Here is a 20,135-nt window from a genome sequence, read left to right as displayed (position 1 = left end):
CTCATTTTTTTCCCCTCTTTTATTTTTTAATGGAAGCGAAGCTTCCAAGAATTGTTCATTATTCTTTTTGCGAAAACCCGCAAAAAGAATCGACCCTTTAAATTGTCGTATCAAATTATAATAACAGTCTATTTCAATTATCACCTCTAAAACGGACTCACCTATACTTTGTATGACAAGAATTTGACATTTTTATAAAAAATCATTTAAAAATTAAACTGTAACCCTACATACACCAATCTCCTCTGATATTCTTCCCACCCAAGGACAGATTTATAGTCAGTACTATACACAGGATAATTTCTATTTGATTTATCCAACATATTTGTAATTGTGAAAAATGCAAGTAAGTGACCTTTGTTTAACGGAAATATCTTATTGACGGTCAAATCCAATGAATGATAAGCCGTTACTTGTTCCGAATTATAGTCTCCATAAAGAGGAAACCATACATTATCACTAATATTTAAAGCATACTCAACAGGGGTGTAATATAAACCCGGGCGTGCAGAAAAATTTATCCCTATATTCCATTGATTTGCTGTACGCCAGACAATGGAGGTCCGGATGATATAATCCATATCGTTGGCAGAACGATAACTCTTTTTCCCCAACCGGACACGGGAATCGATAAAAGTATAGGAACCTGCAAATGAAAATCGCCCTATCGTACGGGCAACAGAAAATTCCAAACCTTTCAGTCTTCGCTCCACAACAGCCTCTTTCCCATTCTCAGCAAAATAGTCCCGGGTATTTTCATTTTTTAGATAAGAAGAGAGTTTTAGATCAAAGTCATAAATATGACTTGTCAGGTCAACAGAATATTGACGGGAAGAATGTAAAGCAAAATTTTGGCTGTTGTATGCCGGAACATTATAAGTATGATATTTTCCGGCTGACAATAACAATGAAAATTTTTCATTCATATTCCATCGCCCCGAAACTTGCCAGGATGTATAATTTGGTTGACTGGCTTCAGGAATATTTTTTCTGACCGCACCGCTGAAAAGTAAATGACGTACAGGTGTATACTTACAATAAAAATAACCTTCCCAGACACGGTTATAGAGTTTATCATCGGCCGTTACATCCTCTGCTTCATCCGAATAATCATAAAAATATTTGGGAAAAGTACCATAAAAATTAACCCGTGTATATTGATGTGTGAGTCCAGCCTGAAACCCCAGATTTCTAACAAAATACTTTGCGGCCAACGAGGTATACAAGCGGTTCTCCCGTGTCGAACCGTCCATGACACCAAATCGATAACCGCTTTTACAGAGATCTATGCCATTATTCAATTCAACCACTACACCACTTTGCAAGGCCGCAAAAGTAAGGCCTGCAACCTGAAACCAACGCCGGCTTGTTGCCTTACTTTCGTCCTTATAATTATATTGCTCTGTATCTGCCCGGTAGTACTCGTCGATAGCATATTCATAAAGATTGAATTTCAACCGAGGGGTTAACTGTAAATGGAGGTTCACCCCTCCATCCGTCGTATTGAAACGCTTCAAAAAATCTGTATTAGTATGATTCAGCCAGAGGTATGGAGCTGAAAATTGGTGATTAGCATATAATTGCAGGAAATTTTTATCCGATATCTTTTTACTGATCAGGATACCGGCATTCGCAAGCGATAAAGACAATTTCAAATCATTACGAGTGATGTGTTCAGGCGTTTCAATCTCTATCGCACCTGCAATCGAATTCCCTATTGTCAACGGAGGATTACCTGCATAAACTTTCATCTGGCCGATAAGTTCAGTATTGAAAACAGAAAAATTCCCGATACCGTTCAATTGGGTATTGCGTACCGGCTTCCAGACAGGCACCCCATTCAGCACCACAACGGAATGGTTGCCCGAAGATCCCCGTAATTCTGTATTCGCACTTTCCGATACGTTGGTAGACGCCGCCATCACAGATACTGCTTTCAAAGGATCGGCCCCTGAAGCAGGAGAAAGATAAATATCGATACTCTCCAAACGTTCTACAGCAAAGTCTTCGGATATACTGGGACTCATAACCGTAACATCGTCAAGTTGTATGACTGTTTCCCGCAAGATAATTCGAATATTATTCCAATCGGTAAATGCAGAAACGGGAATTTGCCGATTACGGAATCCGACAAACGACACCTGTAAAACATCGGTTTGCAGAATGTGAGCTGAGATTTTAAAAGTACCGTTTATCTTACAAGTAGTTGCCGCAACCCGTGTACCGTCACGCATAAGCATCACAACAGCCCCGGCCAAAGGTGTTCCGTCAATATCTTGAACAACTCCCTGTATATAAGCATTTTGCGCAGACAAACCAACAGGGATAATGAATACGAACACCAATATCAAATAAAATTTATCCCTAACAGAAGTGTAAACCCGGAATGTCATCCTTTCTCTTATAAACCTGAGCACCTCAGAATAGCTATTTTCATATTTTTGATCACACCCTATAAAATCGGATATACCGGCAAATTCTATAACTGTCATGAACGGCTCCATTATACAGGATAATATTCTTATAATTAATAACCGATACGCTTGAATCTTTTATCATCCGGAAATTTATTCCGGGCATCCTGTTTCAATTTTTCAAAAAGTTCCTGATCCCCATCATCCTTCCGGTTCTTGTAATAGGATAACAAGAAATAAAAAGCATCTCCTTTTCCCCAGGTAGGGTCGAATTCATTTTCTGAAGTACGGTCAGGAAGAGCTATTGCTTTTTTGAAATATGCTTCACATTTACTTTTTCCACCATAAAGCTCCGGTGTATAATAATTATTTATACCCAAAACCAGATAGGCCCGTAAATTATCACCATCCAATTCAATAGCCTTCTGCGCCATCGTTTTAGCTTGATTACTCAATTTAATAGTCGCCAACCATCCTGAAAAATTTATTTGATAATTTTTTAACATACCTAGCAGGGCATAATCTTCAGTTGTCTTCCCTTTTGTAGATTCCAGTATCTCAATCGCCTTTTCCGTAAATTTTTCAGCGTCTTCCTCTTTTTTCAATACCCTGGAAAGTATAGCACATTTATAATAAGCATAAGCTTCCCAATAGGATAAATAACGATTATTACCCTTAGTATTGTAATTTCTCAATTCCCGTATAATCTTTCCTATGGAGTCGATTTTTACTGTATTTACATTTGAGTCGATACGATACTGGAAATCTTGAGCCGAAACCAGATTTACAAGGAAACACAGAAATAAAATAAAAATAACTTTCATGACTTATTGTTTATAATAAACATCGGATTTTCATCCGACAGTTTGTTTCAATTACAGATAAGACGAGCTTATTTTTATTTTGAGTGACAAAAATTTGATATTTCTTCTGATTTGCAACAAAAATCAGGATTTTCTTTTCTGACGATATGGAAATAAAATAACACCAAGGCATTCAAATCATCGGCAAGTAGTTCACGCAATTTTTTATATCCACGGAAAATCTGTGTTTTTATGGTATTTATAGATATTCCCAATTCAGCGGAGATTTCGGTATATTTCTTTCCATCGATGATATGCATACGTACGATCTGGCAGCACTGCAAAGGTAAAGAATCGATAGCTTCATGGATCTTGCGGGTCAGTTCTTCACTGATCACCTCATCCACATCGGCAGCATACATCATCGCTTCTGCCATCAGTAGCTTATTGTTATCCCGAACTTTCAAATGCCGCAGATAATCCAATGCAGCATTTCGTGAAGAGGTATATAACCAGGATTTAATATTTACCTCTGAGGAAAAATAAGGATAACTCTTATATAATTTCAAAAAGACATCCTGCACCAAATCTTTAGCCAGTTCCCGTTCTCCGACATGCCGTTCCACAAAAGGCAGCAATACCGGATAATATTCCCGGAAGATCTTTTCAAAAGAGGCTGTATGAGGTGAAATTTGCCGGTTTGTCATATTTTACAATGGTCAACGAAACGATTTAGTGCGAACAAATATACCACATTTATCTAAATTTTTGACAAAATAATCATAACTTGGCAAACAAATTATAATTGTATCCTTGTTATGCAGAATATCCTTTTCTTTTTGCTTTGTGCACTTCTGACCGGTTGTCATGCCGGGACTTCCCGACCCGAATTACCTGAAATGGTAGAATATAGCGGGCCCAATGCTTCTTCGCTGAGGACTTTTATCGAATCGATAGAAGTGATCAAACTGGACCACCGGGAATCGATCACGGTGGGGGCATATAATGCGATTCGTTCGGACAGTAATAGTTTTTATGTCGGTGACATGCTGAACGGGAGTAATCTTGTTTACCGGTTCGACAGGAAGGGAGAATTTTTAGATTCTATCGGAAAAATCGGAAGAGCACCGGGCGAATACCTGGGATTGAGCGACTTTTACAGTGATCCCGAAACAGACGAGCTCTATATTTTGTCGGGACAAGATGTGCAACTCTACCGCTATCATAAAAACGGTCGGTTCATAGACCAAAGAGAGGTCCCGGACAGAACACAGAGTTTTATCAAACTAGGTCCGCAATTCTGGTTTTACGAGGGGTATAACAATGGAAAATATCCTGAACGACTGACACAGACCGATTCGGCTTTGCAAGTGATGGGGAAATACCTTCCGATGGAAACCAGGACACTGGAAGCCAGTATCGGTCCTTTGCTCACCCAGCATCGAAACGAAGCTTATCTTTTCACCGCCCTCGAACCGGTGATTTACCGGATTATCCCCGGCAGTGCCGTTCCTTTCCTGAAATTCGATTTTGGGAAATATAACGTCCCGGAAAGTTATTGGGAAACGGAAAATGCCATGCAGGCATTTACAGATTTAAGTCAGAAAGGATTTATAAGTATCGCCGGTTTTATGATGAACGACGATTATATCGTCACGGAACTCAATCAGCAAACCGGGATGGAGGATTCGGAGTGTTATTACCTATTGGGCATCAAGGAACGGCATAACGGTAAATGGAACTGGATCCGCCAACGTGCAGAAGAAAATAAACTGATCGCCGACAATCAACCCGCCCCCAAGGTAAGCAATCGTCCGGAATGGTATGCCAAAAAACTCAAAGGCTTCACACAAGACGGTAAGTTGATGATCTTTTTATCGGGTTACGAGCTGGAACGTTTGACAGCAAAAGACAGGCAGTTGATACAAAATCCGGAAATATTGGAAAATGCCGACCCGGAAATGGATATGTTTTTATTTCTTTGTAGTTTAAAATAATGAAAAATCAAACCGATATGGAACATGATGTATTTATCAGTTATTCGAGAAAAGACGAAGAATTGGTGAAAAAGATCAGAGCTGCATTGACGCAAGCGAATATATCTTATTGGATAGATAAAGAGGAGATAAAAAGAGGGACTTCTTATGCCAAAGCGATCTCACAGGCTGTGTATAATAGTAAGATTTTACTTTTTATATGGTCGGAGCATTCGAATAATTCCGAGAATACGGCGAACGAGATTAGCCTGGCACTGGAATTCGAGAAAAATATCGTCCCGTTTAAGATCTCCAAGAAGCTGGGACCCAGCGATATGACCTATCACTTATTGAAATTGGACCGGATAGATGCTTGTCCATTCGAAAGCCATCATATTCAAGAGCTTGTCGCCTCGATCGCCCAATGCCTCGGACGTGGGTTAACTCCGTCTTCGACAACATCCGGCACTTCGGGAAGCACTCCTATTTCGAATACTTTTACCTCCTCCTCTACGGCTTCCAATACTTCAAAGATGGAAACCCATAAGTTCGACAATGGGAGCTATACCGGAGAAATGGCAGATGGAAAATTCAACGGACAGGGGACTTATTGCTGGACCGACGGGGGTAGATATGAAGGACAATGGAAAAACGGGAATATGCACGGACGGGGTATTTTTTATTATGCCAACGGAAGCAAATATAAAGGAGATTGGGTAAACGATAAGAAACAAGGCTGGGGAACTTACGACTGGCAAGACGGAAGCAGGTACGAAGGGCAATGGAATGGTGACTATATGCATGGTCAAGGCGTTTTTTATTATGCCAACGGGGATAAATACGACGGACAATGGGAGAATGATCACAAACAAGGACCAGGCATTTATTATTTTGCCGATGGCAGTAAATACGACGGACAATGGGAGAACGGCAAAAAACAAGGACAGGGAACTTACCAGTGGAAAAGTGGAAGCAGGTATGAAGGGCAATGGAAAAATGATTGTATGCACGGTCAGGGAACACTTTATCATCCCGATGGTAGCAAATATAAGGGACAATGGGTGAATGACAAACAACAAGGAGAGGGGATTTATTATTATGCCAATGGTTGTCGGTATGAAGGACAATGGTTTGACGATAAGAAACAGGGACAAGGGACGTTCACGTGGGTCAATGGGGATAAATACGTAGGACAATGGATGAATGATCGTATGCACGGTCAGGGTATTTATTATCATGCCGACGGAAATAAATATGAAGGGCAATGGGTAAACGATATGAAACAAGGACAAGGGACGTTCACCTGGAATAACGGAGATAAATATACAGGCCAATGGATGAATGACAGACGACACGGACAGGGGACCTATACCTGGGCCGACGGTACCCGGAATTCGGGCATCTGGAAGGAAGGTAAATTTATCGGATAATCCGGGGAAGATAACTATATTTACTTTATTTATCCTTATTCCGGCATTTTTATTCGACTTCTTTCTATCTTTGCGGCAGGATAAAAAGAACAGAGGGGCAGGAAAAAGAAGGGGGAAAGATGGATTTAAAAATTTTCGACAGATAAAAAATGATTTCAGTAGACGGACTTACGGTAGAATTCGGTGACAGAGCCCTCTTTAAAGATATTTCCTTTCAGATCAATGAGAAAGACCGGATAGCCCTGATGGGAAAAAACGGTGCAGGGAAATCCACCCTTCTGAAAATCCTGGCAGGCCAGCGCAAACCGAGCCGGGGCAATGTATCGGCGCCGAAAGATACCGTGATCGCCTATCTCCCGCAGCATCTGATGACCGAAGACGGACGCTCCGTATACGAAGAAGCTTCGCAGGCTTTTGCCCCTCTTTTCGCAATGGAGAAAAGGATCGACGACCTGAACCGTCAGCTGACCGAGCGTACCGATTACGACTCACCCGAATATTATAAATTGATCGAAGAGGTTTCTGCTCTGAGCGAGAAATATTATAGTATCGATCTCACCCATTTCGAAGCAGATGTCGAAAAAACACTGCTAGGACTGGGGTTCAAACGGGAAGACCTGCAACGTCAGACCAGCGATTTCAGCGGAGGCTGGCGGATGCGGATCGAACTGGCCAAAATGTTACTCAAAAATCCGGATGTCCTGCTTTTAGACGAACCCACCAATCATCTGGATATCGACTCGATCCAATGGCTGGAAGAATTTCTGATCAGCAACGGAAAAGCTGTCGTCGTTATTTCTCACGACCGTACATTCGTCGATAACATCACCACCCGGACCATCGAAGTCACGATGGGACGGATCTACGATTATAAGGTGAATTACTCCAAGTACCTGGAGCTACGTAAAGACCGCCGGGCCCAACAACAAAAAGCCTATGACGAACAACAAAAAATGATCGCCGAAACCAAAGATTTTATCGAGCGGTTTAAAGGCACTTACTCTAAAACCCTGCAAGTGCAATCGCGGGTAAAGATGCTCGAAAAGCTAGAGCTGATCGAAGTGGACGAAGAAGATACCTCTGCCCTGCGCCTGAAATTTCCTCCTTCTCCCCGTTCGGGCAGCTATCCGGTAATCGCCCAGGAATTGTCGAAATATTACGGGGATCATCTGGTGTTCAAAGAGGCGGGGTTCACCATTCAAAGAGAAGAAAAGGTGGCTTTCGTAGGACGCAACGGGGAAGGAAAATCTACGCTCGTAAAATGTATTATGGGGGAGATTACGGATTATACCGGTAAACTCACACTCGGCCACAATGTACAAATCGGTTATTTCGCCCAAAACCAGGCCTCTCTTCTGGACGAAGAACTGACTGTTTTCCAGACGGTGGATGACGTTACCCCTTCGGAGCTGAAAAGTAATACCAAAAACCTGCTGGGCGCTTTTATGTTCAGCGGAGACGATATCGACAAAAAAGTGAAGGTACTTTCGGGCGGAGAGCGCACCCGTCTGGCTATGATCAAACTGCTTCTTCAACCGGTCAACCTGTTGATCCTCGACGAACCGACCAACCACCTGGACCTGAAAACGAAAGATATACTGAAAAATGCTTTGATCGATTTCGACGGCACACTGATCGTCGTATCCCATGACCGGGATTTCCTCAACGGACTGGCCCAAAAGGTCTACGAATTCGGAAACGGTAAAGTCACCGAACACCTGGAAGATATCAACGGATTCCTGCGAAAGAAAAAAATGGAGAATCTCCGGGAGATCGAATCCCGGAAATCCTGATCAGGGTACACTCCCGATGTACATTTTTTGACATCCCTATGAACAACCGCCTCCCAATACCTGATACAATTGTACCGTAGCCAGTAATTCGTCGCGGATAGCCGTATTGAGCCCGATCTGGGCATCGAAATATCCACGCTGGGCATCCAATACATCGAGATAACTGATCACTCCGTTGATGTATTGCAAAGTAGCCAGATCGAGATTAGAACGGGCCGACTGTTCGAGATGTTCGCGGGATTCACGGATTTCACGACTTTTACGGGAGTTGACCAAGGCATTGCTCACTTCGGTGAAAGCCTGGAGCACCACTTTCTGATAATTGTAGGTTTCCTGTTCCTGCACAGCTCTGGAAGCTTTTAAACGCGCTCTGTTTTTTCCCAGATTAAACACCGGTGCCAATAATTCACCACCGACAAAAAAGTAAGGTGCTTTCAGAAAATCGGTCAGATCGCTGCTCTCGAGGTCATAATGTCCGGTTAAAGTAAATTTCGGGAACATGCTGGTATAAGCCACACCGACTTTGGCATGAGCCGCTTTCAACCGATATTCGGCCTGGCGGATGTCGGGCCGTCTTTCCAGGATTCGGGAAGATAATCCCACCGGCAGAGCGGTCATCAACTGCTGCTGACCGATACTTTTCCCTCTCGCCACTTCTCCGGGATATTCTCCGGCCAGTAAAGTAATCTGATTCTCTTTGAGGCGAATCTCCCTCTCTAATCCCGGTACCAGGGTTTGGGTTCTGGCCAATTCGACCTGTGCCTGACGCAAGGGATTTTCGGAAGTCAATCCTCCCTCGAACCTGAGCTTTGCCAGACGTACTCCTTCCTGCCGGGCCGCCAGTGTCTGCCGTACGATGGCCAGTTCCTGATCTAAAGCGATCAACTCGAAATAAGCCTGCGCCACTTGGGCAACCAGAGCCGACTGCAAAGCCTGCCTGCCTTCGACGCTCTGCAAATATTCGGCCAGAGCGGCCTGACCGGCCCAACGTAGTTTTCCCCACAAATCGACTTCCCAGGATGCCAACACTTTTCCTTCAAAAGTATTCCCAGGCGTTTCATCGTATTCCCGCTCGGCAGACACGGTAGCCTCTGCCTTGGGGAAAAGGTCGGCTTTAGCGATACGACGGAGTTCCATCGATTCTTTCACTTTGGCCGCAGCGATCATCAGGTCTTTGTTTCCTTCCAATGTTTTCCGGATCAACTGCCGGAGTACCGGATCGGTATATAAATCGGTCCATCGGATATCACCGGCCGAAACCGAATCGGGCACCGTTCCTTCGATCTGTTCCGGCAAGCGGAGTTCGGGCCGGGAGTAATGCTTTCCCAGTTTACATGAACTCACTCCCAATACCAGCAATACAATAGCGAGGGTATAAATTTTCTTCATCATTTTACGCTTTTCGTTTTTACTCTAATCTTTTCTTTGAATTTATAGACCATTACAAAGAAGAAAGGTACCAATACTATTCCGATGGTAATGGCTGCAATCATACCGAAGAACACACCGGTCCCGATCGAATGGCGGCTGGCCGATCCCGGTCCGGATGCCATGACCAGAGGCAACATACCCAACACAAAGGCCAGCGAAGTCATCAGGATCGGACGGAAACGCAACATGGCCGCATTTTTGGCAGCGACAACCACATCGACCCCTTTGTCGACTTCCATCTTGGCAAACTCCACAATCAAAATCGCATTTTTAGCAGCCAGACCGATCAAAGTCACCAAACCGATCTGGAAATAGATATCGTTCTCGAGCCCAAATCCCAGAATGCCCAGATAAGCCCCCAAAGCAGCAACGGGCAACGACAGCAAGACAGCCACCGGCACCAGCCAACTTTCGTATAAAGCAGCCAGAAAGAGGAAGACGAACAGGAATACCAGAGTCAATACCAGCCCCAGCTGTCCCTCGGCTTTTTTCTCCTGATAAGACAAACCGCTCCATTCGACACCGATATTCTCGGGTAAATGAGTCCTGGCAATGTTTTCCATCTTACGCATCACCTCACCCGAACTATATCCCGGAGCTGCCACCCCCCGGACAACTGCCGTCGTGAACATATTGAAGCGCCGGATATTTCCCGGACCTGTCGTATATTCGGCATCACCCAAAGCAGTCAGAGGCACCATATCCCCTCCCGCCGTCTTTACAAAGAACATATTGATATTGTCTTTATGTGCCCGGTAAGGAGCTTCGGCCTGAATATATACCTTATAAACCCGGTTAAACATATTGAAATCGTTCACATAAACCGATCCGGTGTAGGCTTTCATCGTCGAAAAAATATCGGACATCGGGATACCCAGGAATTTGGCTTTGTCCCGGTCGACATCAAAATACAGCTGAGGAATTTCGGCCTGTAACGAAGACGACAGACCGGTGAAAGCTTTACTCTCGGCAGCATACTTCATCAGGGTATCGACCGCTTCGACCAGATTTTCGAAAGTAGCTCCATTCCGGGCTTCGACCTGCATCTCGAATCCACCGGCAGTACCTAAGCCTGGAATAACAGGCGGTTTCGACAAATAAACCCGGGCCTCGGGATATTGCTTCAACTCTTTGCGGGTATCTTCCATCACCTGATCGATCTCCATACCGTTTCCTTTACGCTTTTCCCACGATTTCAGAATCACCGTCAGTTCGGAGCGGGCCTGGTTGGTTCCTACCCGGGGACTGGAACCGGTCACATTCTGTACATAACCGACTGCAGGATGAGCTTTCAGAAATTCTACCGCCCGATCCGTCACCAGGCGTGTACGCTCGAGTGTAGCCCCTTCGGGTAATTCCAGTTCAACCTTGAAATAGCCCTGATCTTCTTCAGGCATAAAACTACCCGGAACCACCCGGTTCAATACAAAGATGAAAACAAGTACCATCCCGAAACCGGCCAGGATACGGCGGGGATTGGTGATCGCTTTACCGATTATCCCTACATATTTCCGGTTTCCGGTAGCCAGCCAACGGTTGATCATTCCGAAAATACGGTTTTTAGAGGGTGCGGAAGGACGCAGCAAGAGCGCACACATCGCCGGGCTCAGCGTCAAAGCGACCACAGTCGATATCAACACCGAAACGACAATGGTAATGGCAAACTGCCGGTAAAGCAAACCGGTAATCCCCCCCAGAAAACTAACCGGAATAAATACCGCAGCCAGCACGAGAGAGGTGGCGATCAACGCCCCGGTCAATCCCCGCATAGCTTTCTTCGTAGCCTCGTAGGGGCTCAAACCTTCTTTTTCCATATAACTCCCGACCGCTTCGACAACTACAATGGCATCGTCGACCACGATACCTATCGACAAAATCAATCCCAACAGAGTAAGTAAATTGAGCGAAAAGCCCAAAACCAACATCACCCCGAAAGTTCCGATCAACGATATCGGCACAGCAATCAGGGGCACCAGAGAAGCGCGCCAGTTCTGGAGCGAAAGAAATACCACCAACACCACCAGCAACAGCGCTTCGAACAAGGTTTTATACACTTCGTGGATAGACTCGGAAATGTAGCTGGTGATATCGAAAGGGATTTCGTAATCGAGCCCTTCGGGAAAATTCTTACTGATCTCTTTCATCGTTTCGCGCACCTGCCCGGCCACTTCGACGGCATTCGCACCGGGAAGGGTATAAATCCCGAGTACTGCGGCATTTTTACCGTTCATACCACTCTCGGTGGAATAGGAAGAAGCCTCGAGAGAGACCCGGGCAACGTCCCTCAAACGTACGATAGAACCGTCTGGATTCGCTCTGACCACAATCTCTTCGAATTCATTGACTGTAGACAAACGCCCCTGGGTAGTGATCGGAATGGTTATATCCTGCCCGGAAATAGGCTGCTTGCCCAATTCGCCGGCCGCCGACTCACGGTTCTGGTCTTTGAGGGCATCCTGCAAATCTTTTACCGTCAGTCCGAAATTAGCCATCCGGTCGGGCATCACCCAGATACACATACCATAATAACGGCTTCCGATATTGGAAACCCGTCCTACCCCGGGGATACGCCTCAGGATATCCAGAACATTGATCGTCGCAAAATTACTGAGGTAGATTTCGTCGAAACGGGGATCGTCGGAAGTCAGGGTCAGGGTCATGAGCTGATTCGAAGATTGCTTTTCGACGGAAATACCGTTCTGCACCACCTCGGCGGGCAAGCGCGACTCGGCCAGTTTCACCCGGTTCTGGATTTCTACGGCAGATAATTCGGGATTGGCCGAAATGTCGAAGGTGACATTGATCGACAAACCGCCGGAATTGGAACTGCTGGATTCCATGTAGAGCATTCCCGGCGTCCCGTTGAGTTCCTGCTCGATGGGGGTCGCCACAGCCTGCGAGACAGTCTGTGCACTAGCTCCGGGATAGGAGGCCGAAATTTTCACCATAGGAGGTGTAATCTGCGGGTATTGATCCACCGGCAACAAATAGAGGCCGATACATCCTACCACGACAATCAATATGGATAATACCGCCGAAAAGATAGGGCGGTCTATAAAGAATTCAACTTTCATCTTACTTCGTTTATTTCGTCTGTATTTTCTTCTTTTTTAGCCACCGTGCGGGGAGCCAAAAGATCACCGGGAGAAAGTTTGTGTTGTCCCTCGGTCACGACCATTTCATCAGGTCCCAATCCCCTCTCTACCACCACAAAATTACCGACTTCGGGTCCGGTTTCGATAAACCGTTTCTCGGCAGTACTATCCCTGCGCATAACATAAACATGAGCACCTCCCTTCTCGATAATAATTGCGCGGGCAGGTACCACTACGGCGTTTTCGCGCACATCGAGCAGCAATTTGACTTTGGTAAACTGTCCGGGCAGCAGTTTCCGCCCGGGATTGGCCAGTTCGGCTCTCACCCCGAAAGTACCTGTCTTGGGATCGACCTGAGGCTCGGCAAAGTCGACCAGGCCCTTCTCCGGATAAACAGAATTATCGGCCAGGGTGACCGTAATCGAGGGCTGCCAGGAACGGGTAGCGTCCTGCTCGCCTAATCTGACATTACGCTGCTGGCTGCGGAGATAATCGAGGGCGGTGAGGCTAAAATCGACCAACACGGTATCGCTGGCCACGACGGTCGCCAATAGCGACTTGGAGCCGGGGCCCACCAAGGTACCGATATCGGCATGCCGTTCGCTGATGTATCCCGAAATGGGCGAACGTACCGTCGTATATCCCAGCTCCATCTCTGCCTGTGCCAGATCGGCTTTACTCATGGCTACGTTCGCTTTAGCACTTTCGTAAGCGGCAATGGCATTATCCAGGTCCAACTGGCTGGCTGCATTCTGTTCGTATAAAGGACGCAAACGCTCTACATCGCGTCCGGTTTTCAACTCCTGGGCTTCGTCTTTTTTCAGTTGAGCCGCAGCTTTATCGGCCCGCGCTTTATATAAATCGGGATTGATAATAAACAAGGGCTGATTACGCTCTACCCGTTTCCCTTCCTCAAAAAGCATCTTTTCCAGATAGCCTTCTACCCGGGCATGTACTTCCACAAATTGCCGGGCCCTGATCCGCCCTACATAATCACCGAATATCTCTACATCATCGACCCCCACTTTCTCAACTACTACGGGAATTCCTTCACGTATCTTATCTTTTTTACAACCCACCACTCCCAACAGGAGCACACAGGCAAAACCACTCAGCCAATTATTAACCCTCATATTTATCTGTTTAATTTATTTATACTTGCTATTTCCTCGCTTATGAAAAATATATACCATTTTTCAAGTATAAAAGTTATGCATTGGCTGTCAGCATACTATATATTCAAATCTTTTCCCCGGGGAACTTGTTTTTGTGGAATTATTCCACAAACGAGCTGAATTATTCCACAACATTCGCTATTTCGTTTTCGTATAGGGATTTGTAATTTAAACGATATTTTAACCGATCCGATATGAGACGAATCTTATTTCTGTTATTTTTAAGCCTGATCTTAGGGGGCCGGTCAAAAGCCCAGCAAGACCCGGTACTCGATCTGCAACAAACGATGCCTTCAGAAGACAGTTGGTGGCAATTTTTCGGAGATTCGACACTTATCCGTCTGATCGACAAATCTGTAGCCAATAATTATAATCTGCAGAATGCAGTAAAAAATATCCAATTGGCGAAATCGCGCTGGCGGTCACAACAGGGCCATTTTTTCCCGAGTTTCAGCGCTTCGGCCCAATATACACCGGAAAAAAGCAGTCTGGGCATCGACCATGCCGATAATTACTACCACATCGGGCAGGCCGGTATAGAAATGAATTGGGAAATCGATGTGTTCGGCAATATCCGGAAAGGAGCCAAAGCCCAAAAAGAATATTACCTGGCTTCACAGGAGGATTACCGGGGTACAATGGTCTCGCTCGCCTCAGAAGTGGCGATGGCTTATATCCGTCTGCGCACTTACCAGCAACAACTGGAAGTTGCCCGTAATAACCTGGAATCCCAGGAGGAGATTCTCCGGATCAATGAAGCCAAACTGGCGGCCGGACTGACTTCCAACCTAACGGTGGCGCAATCGAAAGGCCTGTGGCTACAAACGAAGGCAACCCTTCCCGGACTGGAAGCCTCGGTCTACTCGGAAGTGAATACACTGGCTGTCCTGACCGGAGAGTATTCGGATTCTTTACGGCAAGCTTTACTGCAAGTGCACCCTCTCCCCCAAGGCAACCCGATCCTTATGCAAGGAATCCCGGCCGAACTGATCCGGCGGCGCCCGGATGTCCGCTCGGCCGAACGGACGATGGATGCACTGGCAGCTGCAGCAGGCGCAACACGGGCAGACTGGTGGCCGAAATTCTACCTAACGGGTGCTTTCGGGTATGGTAACGAATATTACAAACAATTTTTCAAGAAGGAGAACATGACGTGGCAAATCAGCCCGAGCATCAAATGGACGATTTTCAGCGGGCGCCAGATCGCCCAGGCTAACCGGCAGGCCCAAATCCAACTGGACGAAGGGATCAATACGTATAACCAAACTCTGCTCACAGCTTTGCAAGAGGTAGACGATGCCTTATCGTCATATAATAAATCACTCCAACAACTGGATGCAGACCGGCTTGCTCTGCAGGAAATTAAACTGACACTGGAATATGCAATGGACCTGTATAAGAAAGGACTGACCAATTACCAGAATGTACTGGACTCACAACGCAATGTATTGAACTACGAAAATGTGTATGTGAATTCGCAGAGTGCAACCCTGCTCTATATGATACAGGTGTATAAGGCACTGGGGGGAGGAGTGGAAAAATAAAGTTAAAGGCTAAAAGCGAATTAAAAAAATCATTGTTATGAAAAAGATGATCGTTCTGATGATTGGTTTGGGAGTGATATTGGGAGGTTGCAGGAAGAAAGAGAAACAGGAAGCCGCAAGCGGACAAGCGGCCCCGGAGATTTTAGTGAACAGACCTGCCCAACACGATGTCGTGTATACGTATCAGTATCCGGCTTATCTGGAAGCCGTGCAAACGGTGAATCTGGTGGCCCGGGTATCGGGATTCCTGGAAAAGATGAATTATATCCCGGGAGTGCCGGTAAAAGCAGGCCAGTTGTTGTTTGTCATCGAACCTCAACCCTATCAGGATCAGTTGAAAGCGGCACAGGCCGAAATGAAGAGTACAGAGGCACGTCTGGCTTACGCCAGGGCACAATACGAGAAGATGAAAGAAGCGATGCCTAGCCGGGCTATCAGTGAGATCGACTTCATCCAGGCCGAATCGGATTACCATTCGGCGATAGCGAATCTTCAGAATGCCCGGGCACAATTGAATACTGCTCAGACCAATCTGAATTATTGTTACATCAAAGCTCCTTTCGACGGACGGGTATCCCGGAACCTGGTGGACCTTCAGAACTTTGTCGGAGGAGCGGTACAACCGGTCACCCTGGCTACGATGTATAAAGATAAGTATATGTATGCTTATTTCAATATGGCTTATGCCGAGTTCGAACAAATTCCTCCGGTGACCAATCCGCTGGTATCGAAAGATTCGGCCCTGGCGCTGACGGTCATCAATGCTGCGGACACCAGCCGTTATTGGAAAGGCGAGCTCGACTATACTTCGCCGAACGTCGATCTGCAAACCGGGACGGTGACCGTACGGGCCATTCTCGAAAATCCGAAAGAAGAATTATTAAGCGGGATGTATGTTAAAATCCGGCTTCCCTATAAAGTGGTAAAAGATGCTTTACTGATACCGGAGGCTTCGATCGGCACGGGACAGGCAGGCCGCTATGTCTATCTGGTGGATGAGAACAACCGGGTGGTGCAGCAAACCGTCAAAGTCGGGGTATTGAGTAACGACGGCATGCGGGAGATCGTCAGCGGTGTCACTCCGGACGACCGTTATGTCGTGGAAGCCCTGATGAATGTGCGTCCGGGCATGACCGTGAAACCAGTGAGAGAAAAAACAAAACGTTAATCTATTCCTATGTTCAGTACATTTTTCATTAACCGCCCTATATTCGCTACGGTCCTGTCTATCCTTATCGTGATCGCAGGACTGGTATCTTTACGTGGTCTGCCGGTAGAACAATATCCGACGATCACTCCTCCGACAGTCGTTGTCCGGGCCTCCTACCCCGGAGCCAATGCCAGTACAATCGCCGACATGGTAGGTACCCCGATCGAGCAACAAGTGAACGGCGTAGAGGGTATGCTTTATATGTCGTCGACTTCGTCGAGCACAGGCAGCTACCAGCTGACCATCACTTTCGAAGTGGGAACCGACCTGGATATGGCCACCGTGCTCGTAGAAAACCGGGTGAACATGGCCCTGAGCACTTTACCGCAGGAGGTGACCCAGATCGGGGTCACTACGACCAAGGAATCGACCAACGTCGTGATGTTTCTGTCACTGACCTCGGATAGTCCGCAATACGACGCTCTTTTTCTCTCTAATTATGCGGCCCTGAATATCACCAACGAATTGGGCCGGGTAAAAGGAGTAGGTAATGTGGGCTTGTTCGGCATGGGCAAATACAGTATGCGTATCTGGCTGGATCCGGATCAGCTGACTATCCGGGGCATCACTCCGGCGGATATCGTATCGGCCATTCAGGGCCAGAATATCCAGGTTACAGCGGGCAGCGTGGGATCGGAACCCTTAGTCCGCAAAGAAGCCTACCAATACACCCTCGAAACCAAAGGATTACTGATCGATGAAGAAGAATTCGGCAATATCATCGTCAAGGCCCTTCCTGACGGCAAATACCTTCGCATCCGTGACCTGGCCACTATAGAGCTCGGACGTGAAAGCTACAGCTCCACCGCCACCCTGAAAGGCGGAGCCGTCGCAGCTATCGCCGTCTATCAGCTTCCGGGAGCCAACGCCCTGGACGTGGCACAACGGGTGAAAAAAGAGATGGACAAACTGGCCTCCTATTTCCCCGAAGGGGTGCAATACAGCGTGACCCTCGATACGACGGAATTTATCAATGCCTCGATTTCAGGAATATACGAAACCCTGATCACCGCCTTTATCCTGGTTTTACTGGTTATTCTGATCTTCCTCCAAAACTGGCGGGCGATGCTGATTCCGCTGATCACGATTCCCGTCTCGCTGGTCGGGACTTTCACATTCATGGCGATGCTGGGATTTTCCATCAATACGCTGACTCTCTTCGGACTGGTACTGGCTATCGGGCTGGTAGTAGACGACGCCATTATCATCGTAGAAAACAGTTACCGGCTGATCGAAACCGGCCGGTATCCCACCGTAAAAGAGGCGGTGATCCAGGCCATGAAGGAAGTGTCGGGAGCTGTTGTGGGTATTGTGCTCGTACTGTTGGCCGTATTTATTCCCACGGCCTTTATCGGCGGCATCACCGGCCAGTTGTACAAACAATTCGCCCTGACGATCGCCATCTCGACGGTAATCAGCGGGTTCAACGCCCTCACCCTGAGCCCCGCACTTTGTGCCCTGTTTCTGAAACCCAAACAGCCGGCCAAATTCTTTCTCTTCAAAGCTTTCAACCGGTTTTTTGAAAAGACAAACCATGGTTATACCTGGGTGATCACTCACTTCATGCGTAAATCGCTGATGACTTTTATCGTCTTTTTGATCCTTTCGGTGCTGGCTTTCTGGGGATTTATCAAATGGCCGCGTACTTTTATCCCGGAAGAAGACCAGGGGTATTTCATCGCTTTCATGCAACTGACCGACGGTGCTTCGTCGAGCCAGACGGCTACAGCCCTGCAAAAAGCGTCGGCCGTACTGAACCAAATGGAAGGCATCGAAACCTATATCACGATCAACGGCTTTTCAATGATGAGTAATGCAAACGCTTCGAATGCCGCCACGCTGTTCGTGATGCTCAAAAACTGGGACCAACGGAAATCTCCGCAGTTAAGCGCCCAAAGCCTGGTGAACCAATTCAACGGTATGGCCTATGAAGCGATACCGGAAGCCAGAACCTTCGCCGTCTTACCGCCGGCCATCCCGGGATTGGGCGAAAGCAGCGGGTTTGAAGTCATGCTGGAGGATATCAACAGCTACGGCCCGCAAGAACTGCAACGCATGACAGACGAACTGATGCTCGCCGGCAACGAGACCCCGGGTCTCTCTACCGTCCAGTCGATGTTCAGCGCCAGTGTACCCCAGTATTACCTGAATATCGACCGGAACAAAGTAGAGCTGATGCAGATTCCGCTAAGCGAGGTGTTCAATACGATCGGCACATACCTCGGTTCCACCTATGTCAACAATTTTGTGAAATTCGGCCGCACTTACCAGGTGAAGGTCGAGGGTGCCCCCGACAGCCGGGCTCTGGTAACCGACCTACGCCTATTGAATGTCCGCAACTCCAAGGGCGACATGATTCCCCTTTCGGCCTTTACTACTATCGAGACGCGGATCGGCGCAGAGAGCCTGACGAAATACAACACTTACGTATCCGCCCTGATCTCGGGTGCCGCAGCAGACGGTTATAGCTCGGGAGAGGCGCTGAATATTATGGCCAAACTGATCCGGGAGAAAGTGGGACGCTCCTTCGGTTATGAATGGACTTCTATGGCATATCAGGAAGAAAATGCGAGTTCGTCCACCTCCATCATCTTTATACTGGCCATCGTGGTGGCTTTCCTGATCCTGGCAGCCCAATACGAGAGCTGGACGGATCCTTTTGCAGTGATCATGGGTTTGCCTATCGCCCTGCTGGGAGTAGTGATCGGAGTGATGGTCATGAATCTTCCGATCAGCGTTTACACCCAAATCGGAGTAGTGCTTCTGATTGCCCTGGCGGCGAAAAATGCCATCCTGATCGTAGAATTCGCCCGGGATTACCGGGCTGCAGGCAAGTCGACCGAAGAATCGGCGATCGAAGGCGGACGCGTACGTCTCCGCCCGATCCTGATGACCTCTTTTGCTTTCATCCTCGGCACTTTCCCGCTGGTGATTTCGACCGGAGCCGGAGCTTCGAGCCGGATCTCGCTCGGTATCGCCGTTTTTGCCGGTATGTTGATGACCTCCCTCGTAGGCACCTTGTTTATTCCCAATTTCTACCTGATGATGGAGAGCCTGCACGAACGGTTTACCCGCAAAAAGAAAAAAGACAAAGACACGGAAGAGAACCTTCCCGCCGTATACGAGGAACAACTCCCGATGAAGCGGGAGTGAGACAGGGAGAGGGATTAGCGTCTGCTTCGTTCCTGATCAGGGGCGTCATTCAGGCTCCGGACCGGCAAAACCTCTCCGGTTTCTGGCCAGCGAACCTCTGGTTCTGACTGT

General features: G+C 47.0%; 12 protein-coding genes. 6 read left to right on the top strand and 6 right to left on the bottom strand.

The window, feature by feature from the left end; translation table 11 throughout:
• Positions 1 to 206 precede the first annotated feature (206 nt).
• From AC5RDS_RS06855 to AC5RDS_RS06845, 3 genes are all read right to left on the bottom strand, one after another.
• The gene (locus tag AC5RDS_RS06855; RefSeq protein ID WP_494222271.1) at positions 207 to 2,492 is read right to left on the bottom strand and encodes a TonB-dependent receptor; all 2,286 of its coding nucleotides are present in this window, start codon (positions 2,490 to 2,492) and stop codon (positions 207 to 209) included.
• Between the two features lie 35 nt (positions 2,493 to 2,527).
• Positions 2,528 to 3,238, bottom strand: coding sequence for a tetratricopeptide repeat protein (locus tag AC5RDS_RS06850; RefSeq protein ID WP_118107103.1), 711 nt, complete (start codon positions 3,236 to 3,238; stop codon positions 2,528 to 2,530).
• 74 nt (positions 3,239 to 3,312) lie between these two features.
• Positions 3,313 to 3,924, bottom strand: a complete 612-nt coding sequence (locus tag AC5RDS_RS06845; protein ID WP_118107105.1) for an RNA polymerase sigma factor — start codon at positions 3,922 to 3,924, stop codon at positions 3,313 to 3,315.
• Between the two features lie 111 nt (positions 3,925 to 4,035).
• Between AC5RDS_RS06845 and AC5RDS_RS06840 the strand changes: the two genes are divergently transcribed.
• From AC5RDS_RS06840 to AC5RDS_RS06830, 3 genes are all read left to right on the top strand, one after another.
• On the top strand, positions 4,036 to 5,214 hold the full coding sequence (locus AC5RDS_RS06840; RefSeq protein WP_013612419.1) for a DUF4934 domain-containing protein: 1,179 nt from the start codon (positions 4,036 to 4,038) through the stop codon (positions 5,212 to 5,214).
• Positions 5,214 to 6,623: a TIR domain-containing protein gene (locus tag AC5RDS_RS06835; RefSeq protein WP_049782894.1), complete on the top strand. Its 1,410-nt coding sequence runs from the start codon at positions 5,214 to 5,216 to the stop codon at positions 6,621 to 6,623. Before AC5RDS_RS06840 ends, AC5RDS_RS06835 begins: the two co-directional genes overlap by 1 nt.
• Before the next feature lie 149 nt (positions 6,624 to 6,772).
• Positions 6,773 to 8,416, top strand: coding sequence for an ABC-F family ATP-binding cassette domain-containing protein (locus AC5RDS_RS06830; RefSeq protein ID WP_013612421.1), 1,644 nt, complete (start codon positions 6,773 to 6,775; stop codon positions 8,414 to 8,416).
• 36 nt (positions 8,417 to 8,452) lie between these two features.
• On the opposite strand, the gene AC5RDS_RS06825 is transcribed toward AC5RDS_RS06830, so the two are convergent.
• The 3 genes from AC5RDS_RS06825 to AC5RDS_RS06815 are packed head-to-tail and all read right to left on the bottom strand — an operon-like array spanning position 8,453 to position 14,075.
• Complete coding sequence (locus tag AC5RDS_RS06825) at positions 8,453 to 9,805, bottom strand: efflux transporter outer membrane subunit (protein ID WP_041557337.1); 1,353 nt, start codon at positions 9,803 to 9,805, stop codon at positions 8,453 to 8,455.
• On the bottom strand, positions 9,805 to 12,921 hold the full coding sequence (locus AC5RDS_RS06820; RefSeq protein WP_013612423.1) for an efflux RND transporter permease subunit: 3,117 nt from the start codon (positions 12,919 to 12,921) through the stop codon (positions 9,805 to 9,807). The genes AC5RDS_RS06825 and AC5RDS_RS06820 overlap by 1 nt, the downstream gene beginning before the upstream one ends.
• On the bottom strand, positions 12,918 to 14,075 hold the full coding sequence (locus tag AC5RDS_RS06815; RefSeq protein ID WP_013612424.1) for an efflux RND transporter periplasmic adaptor subunit: 1,158 nt from the start codon (positions 14,073 to 14,075) through the stop codon (positions 12,918 to 12,920). The genes AC5RDS_RS06820 and AC5RDS_RS06815 overlap by 4 nt, the downstream gene beginning before the upstream one ends.
• 236 nt (positions 14,076 to 14,311) lie before the next feature.
• Here AC5RDS_RS06815 and AC5RDS_RS06810 point away from each other — a divergent pair, with 236 nt between their 5' ends.
• The 3 genes from AC5RDS_RS06810 to AC5RDS_RS06800 are packed head-to-tail and all read left to right on the top strand — an operon-like array spanning position 14,312 to position 20,024.
• A complete protein-coding gene (locus tag AC5RDS_RS06810) occupies positions 14,312 to 15,661 on the top strand; it encodes an efflux transporter outer membrane subunit (RefSeq protein ID WP_013612425.1) in 1,350 nt (449 codons plus the stop codon).
• 37 nt (positions 15,662 to 15,698) lie between these two features.
• The gene (locus tag AC5RDS_RS06805) at positions 15,699 to 16,829 is read left to right on the top strand and encodes an efflux RND transporter periplasmic adaptor subunit (RefSeq protein WP_013612426.1); all 1,131 of its coding nucleotides are present in this window, start codon (positions 15,699 to 15,701) and stop codon (positions 16,827 to 16,829) included.
• 9 nt (positions 16,830 to 16,838) lie between these two features.
• Positions 16,839 to 20,024: an efflux RND transporter permease subunit gene (locus AC5RDS_RS06800; RefSeq protein ID WP_013612427.1), complete on the top strand. Its 3,186-nt coding sequence runs from the start codon at positions 16,839 to 16,841 to the stop codon at positions 20,022 to 20,024.
• Positions 20,025 to 20,135: the final 111 nt, after the last annotated feature.

The sequence above is a fragment of the Odoribacter sp. genome (genome assembly GCF_985060555.1).
This window is presented reverse-complemented; position numbering and strand designations above follow the sequence as displayed.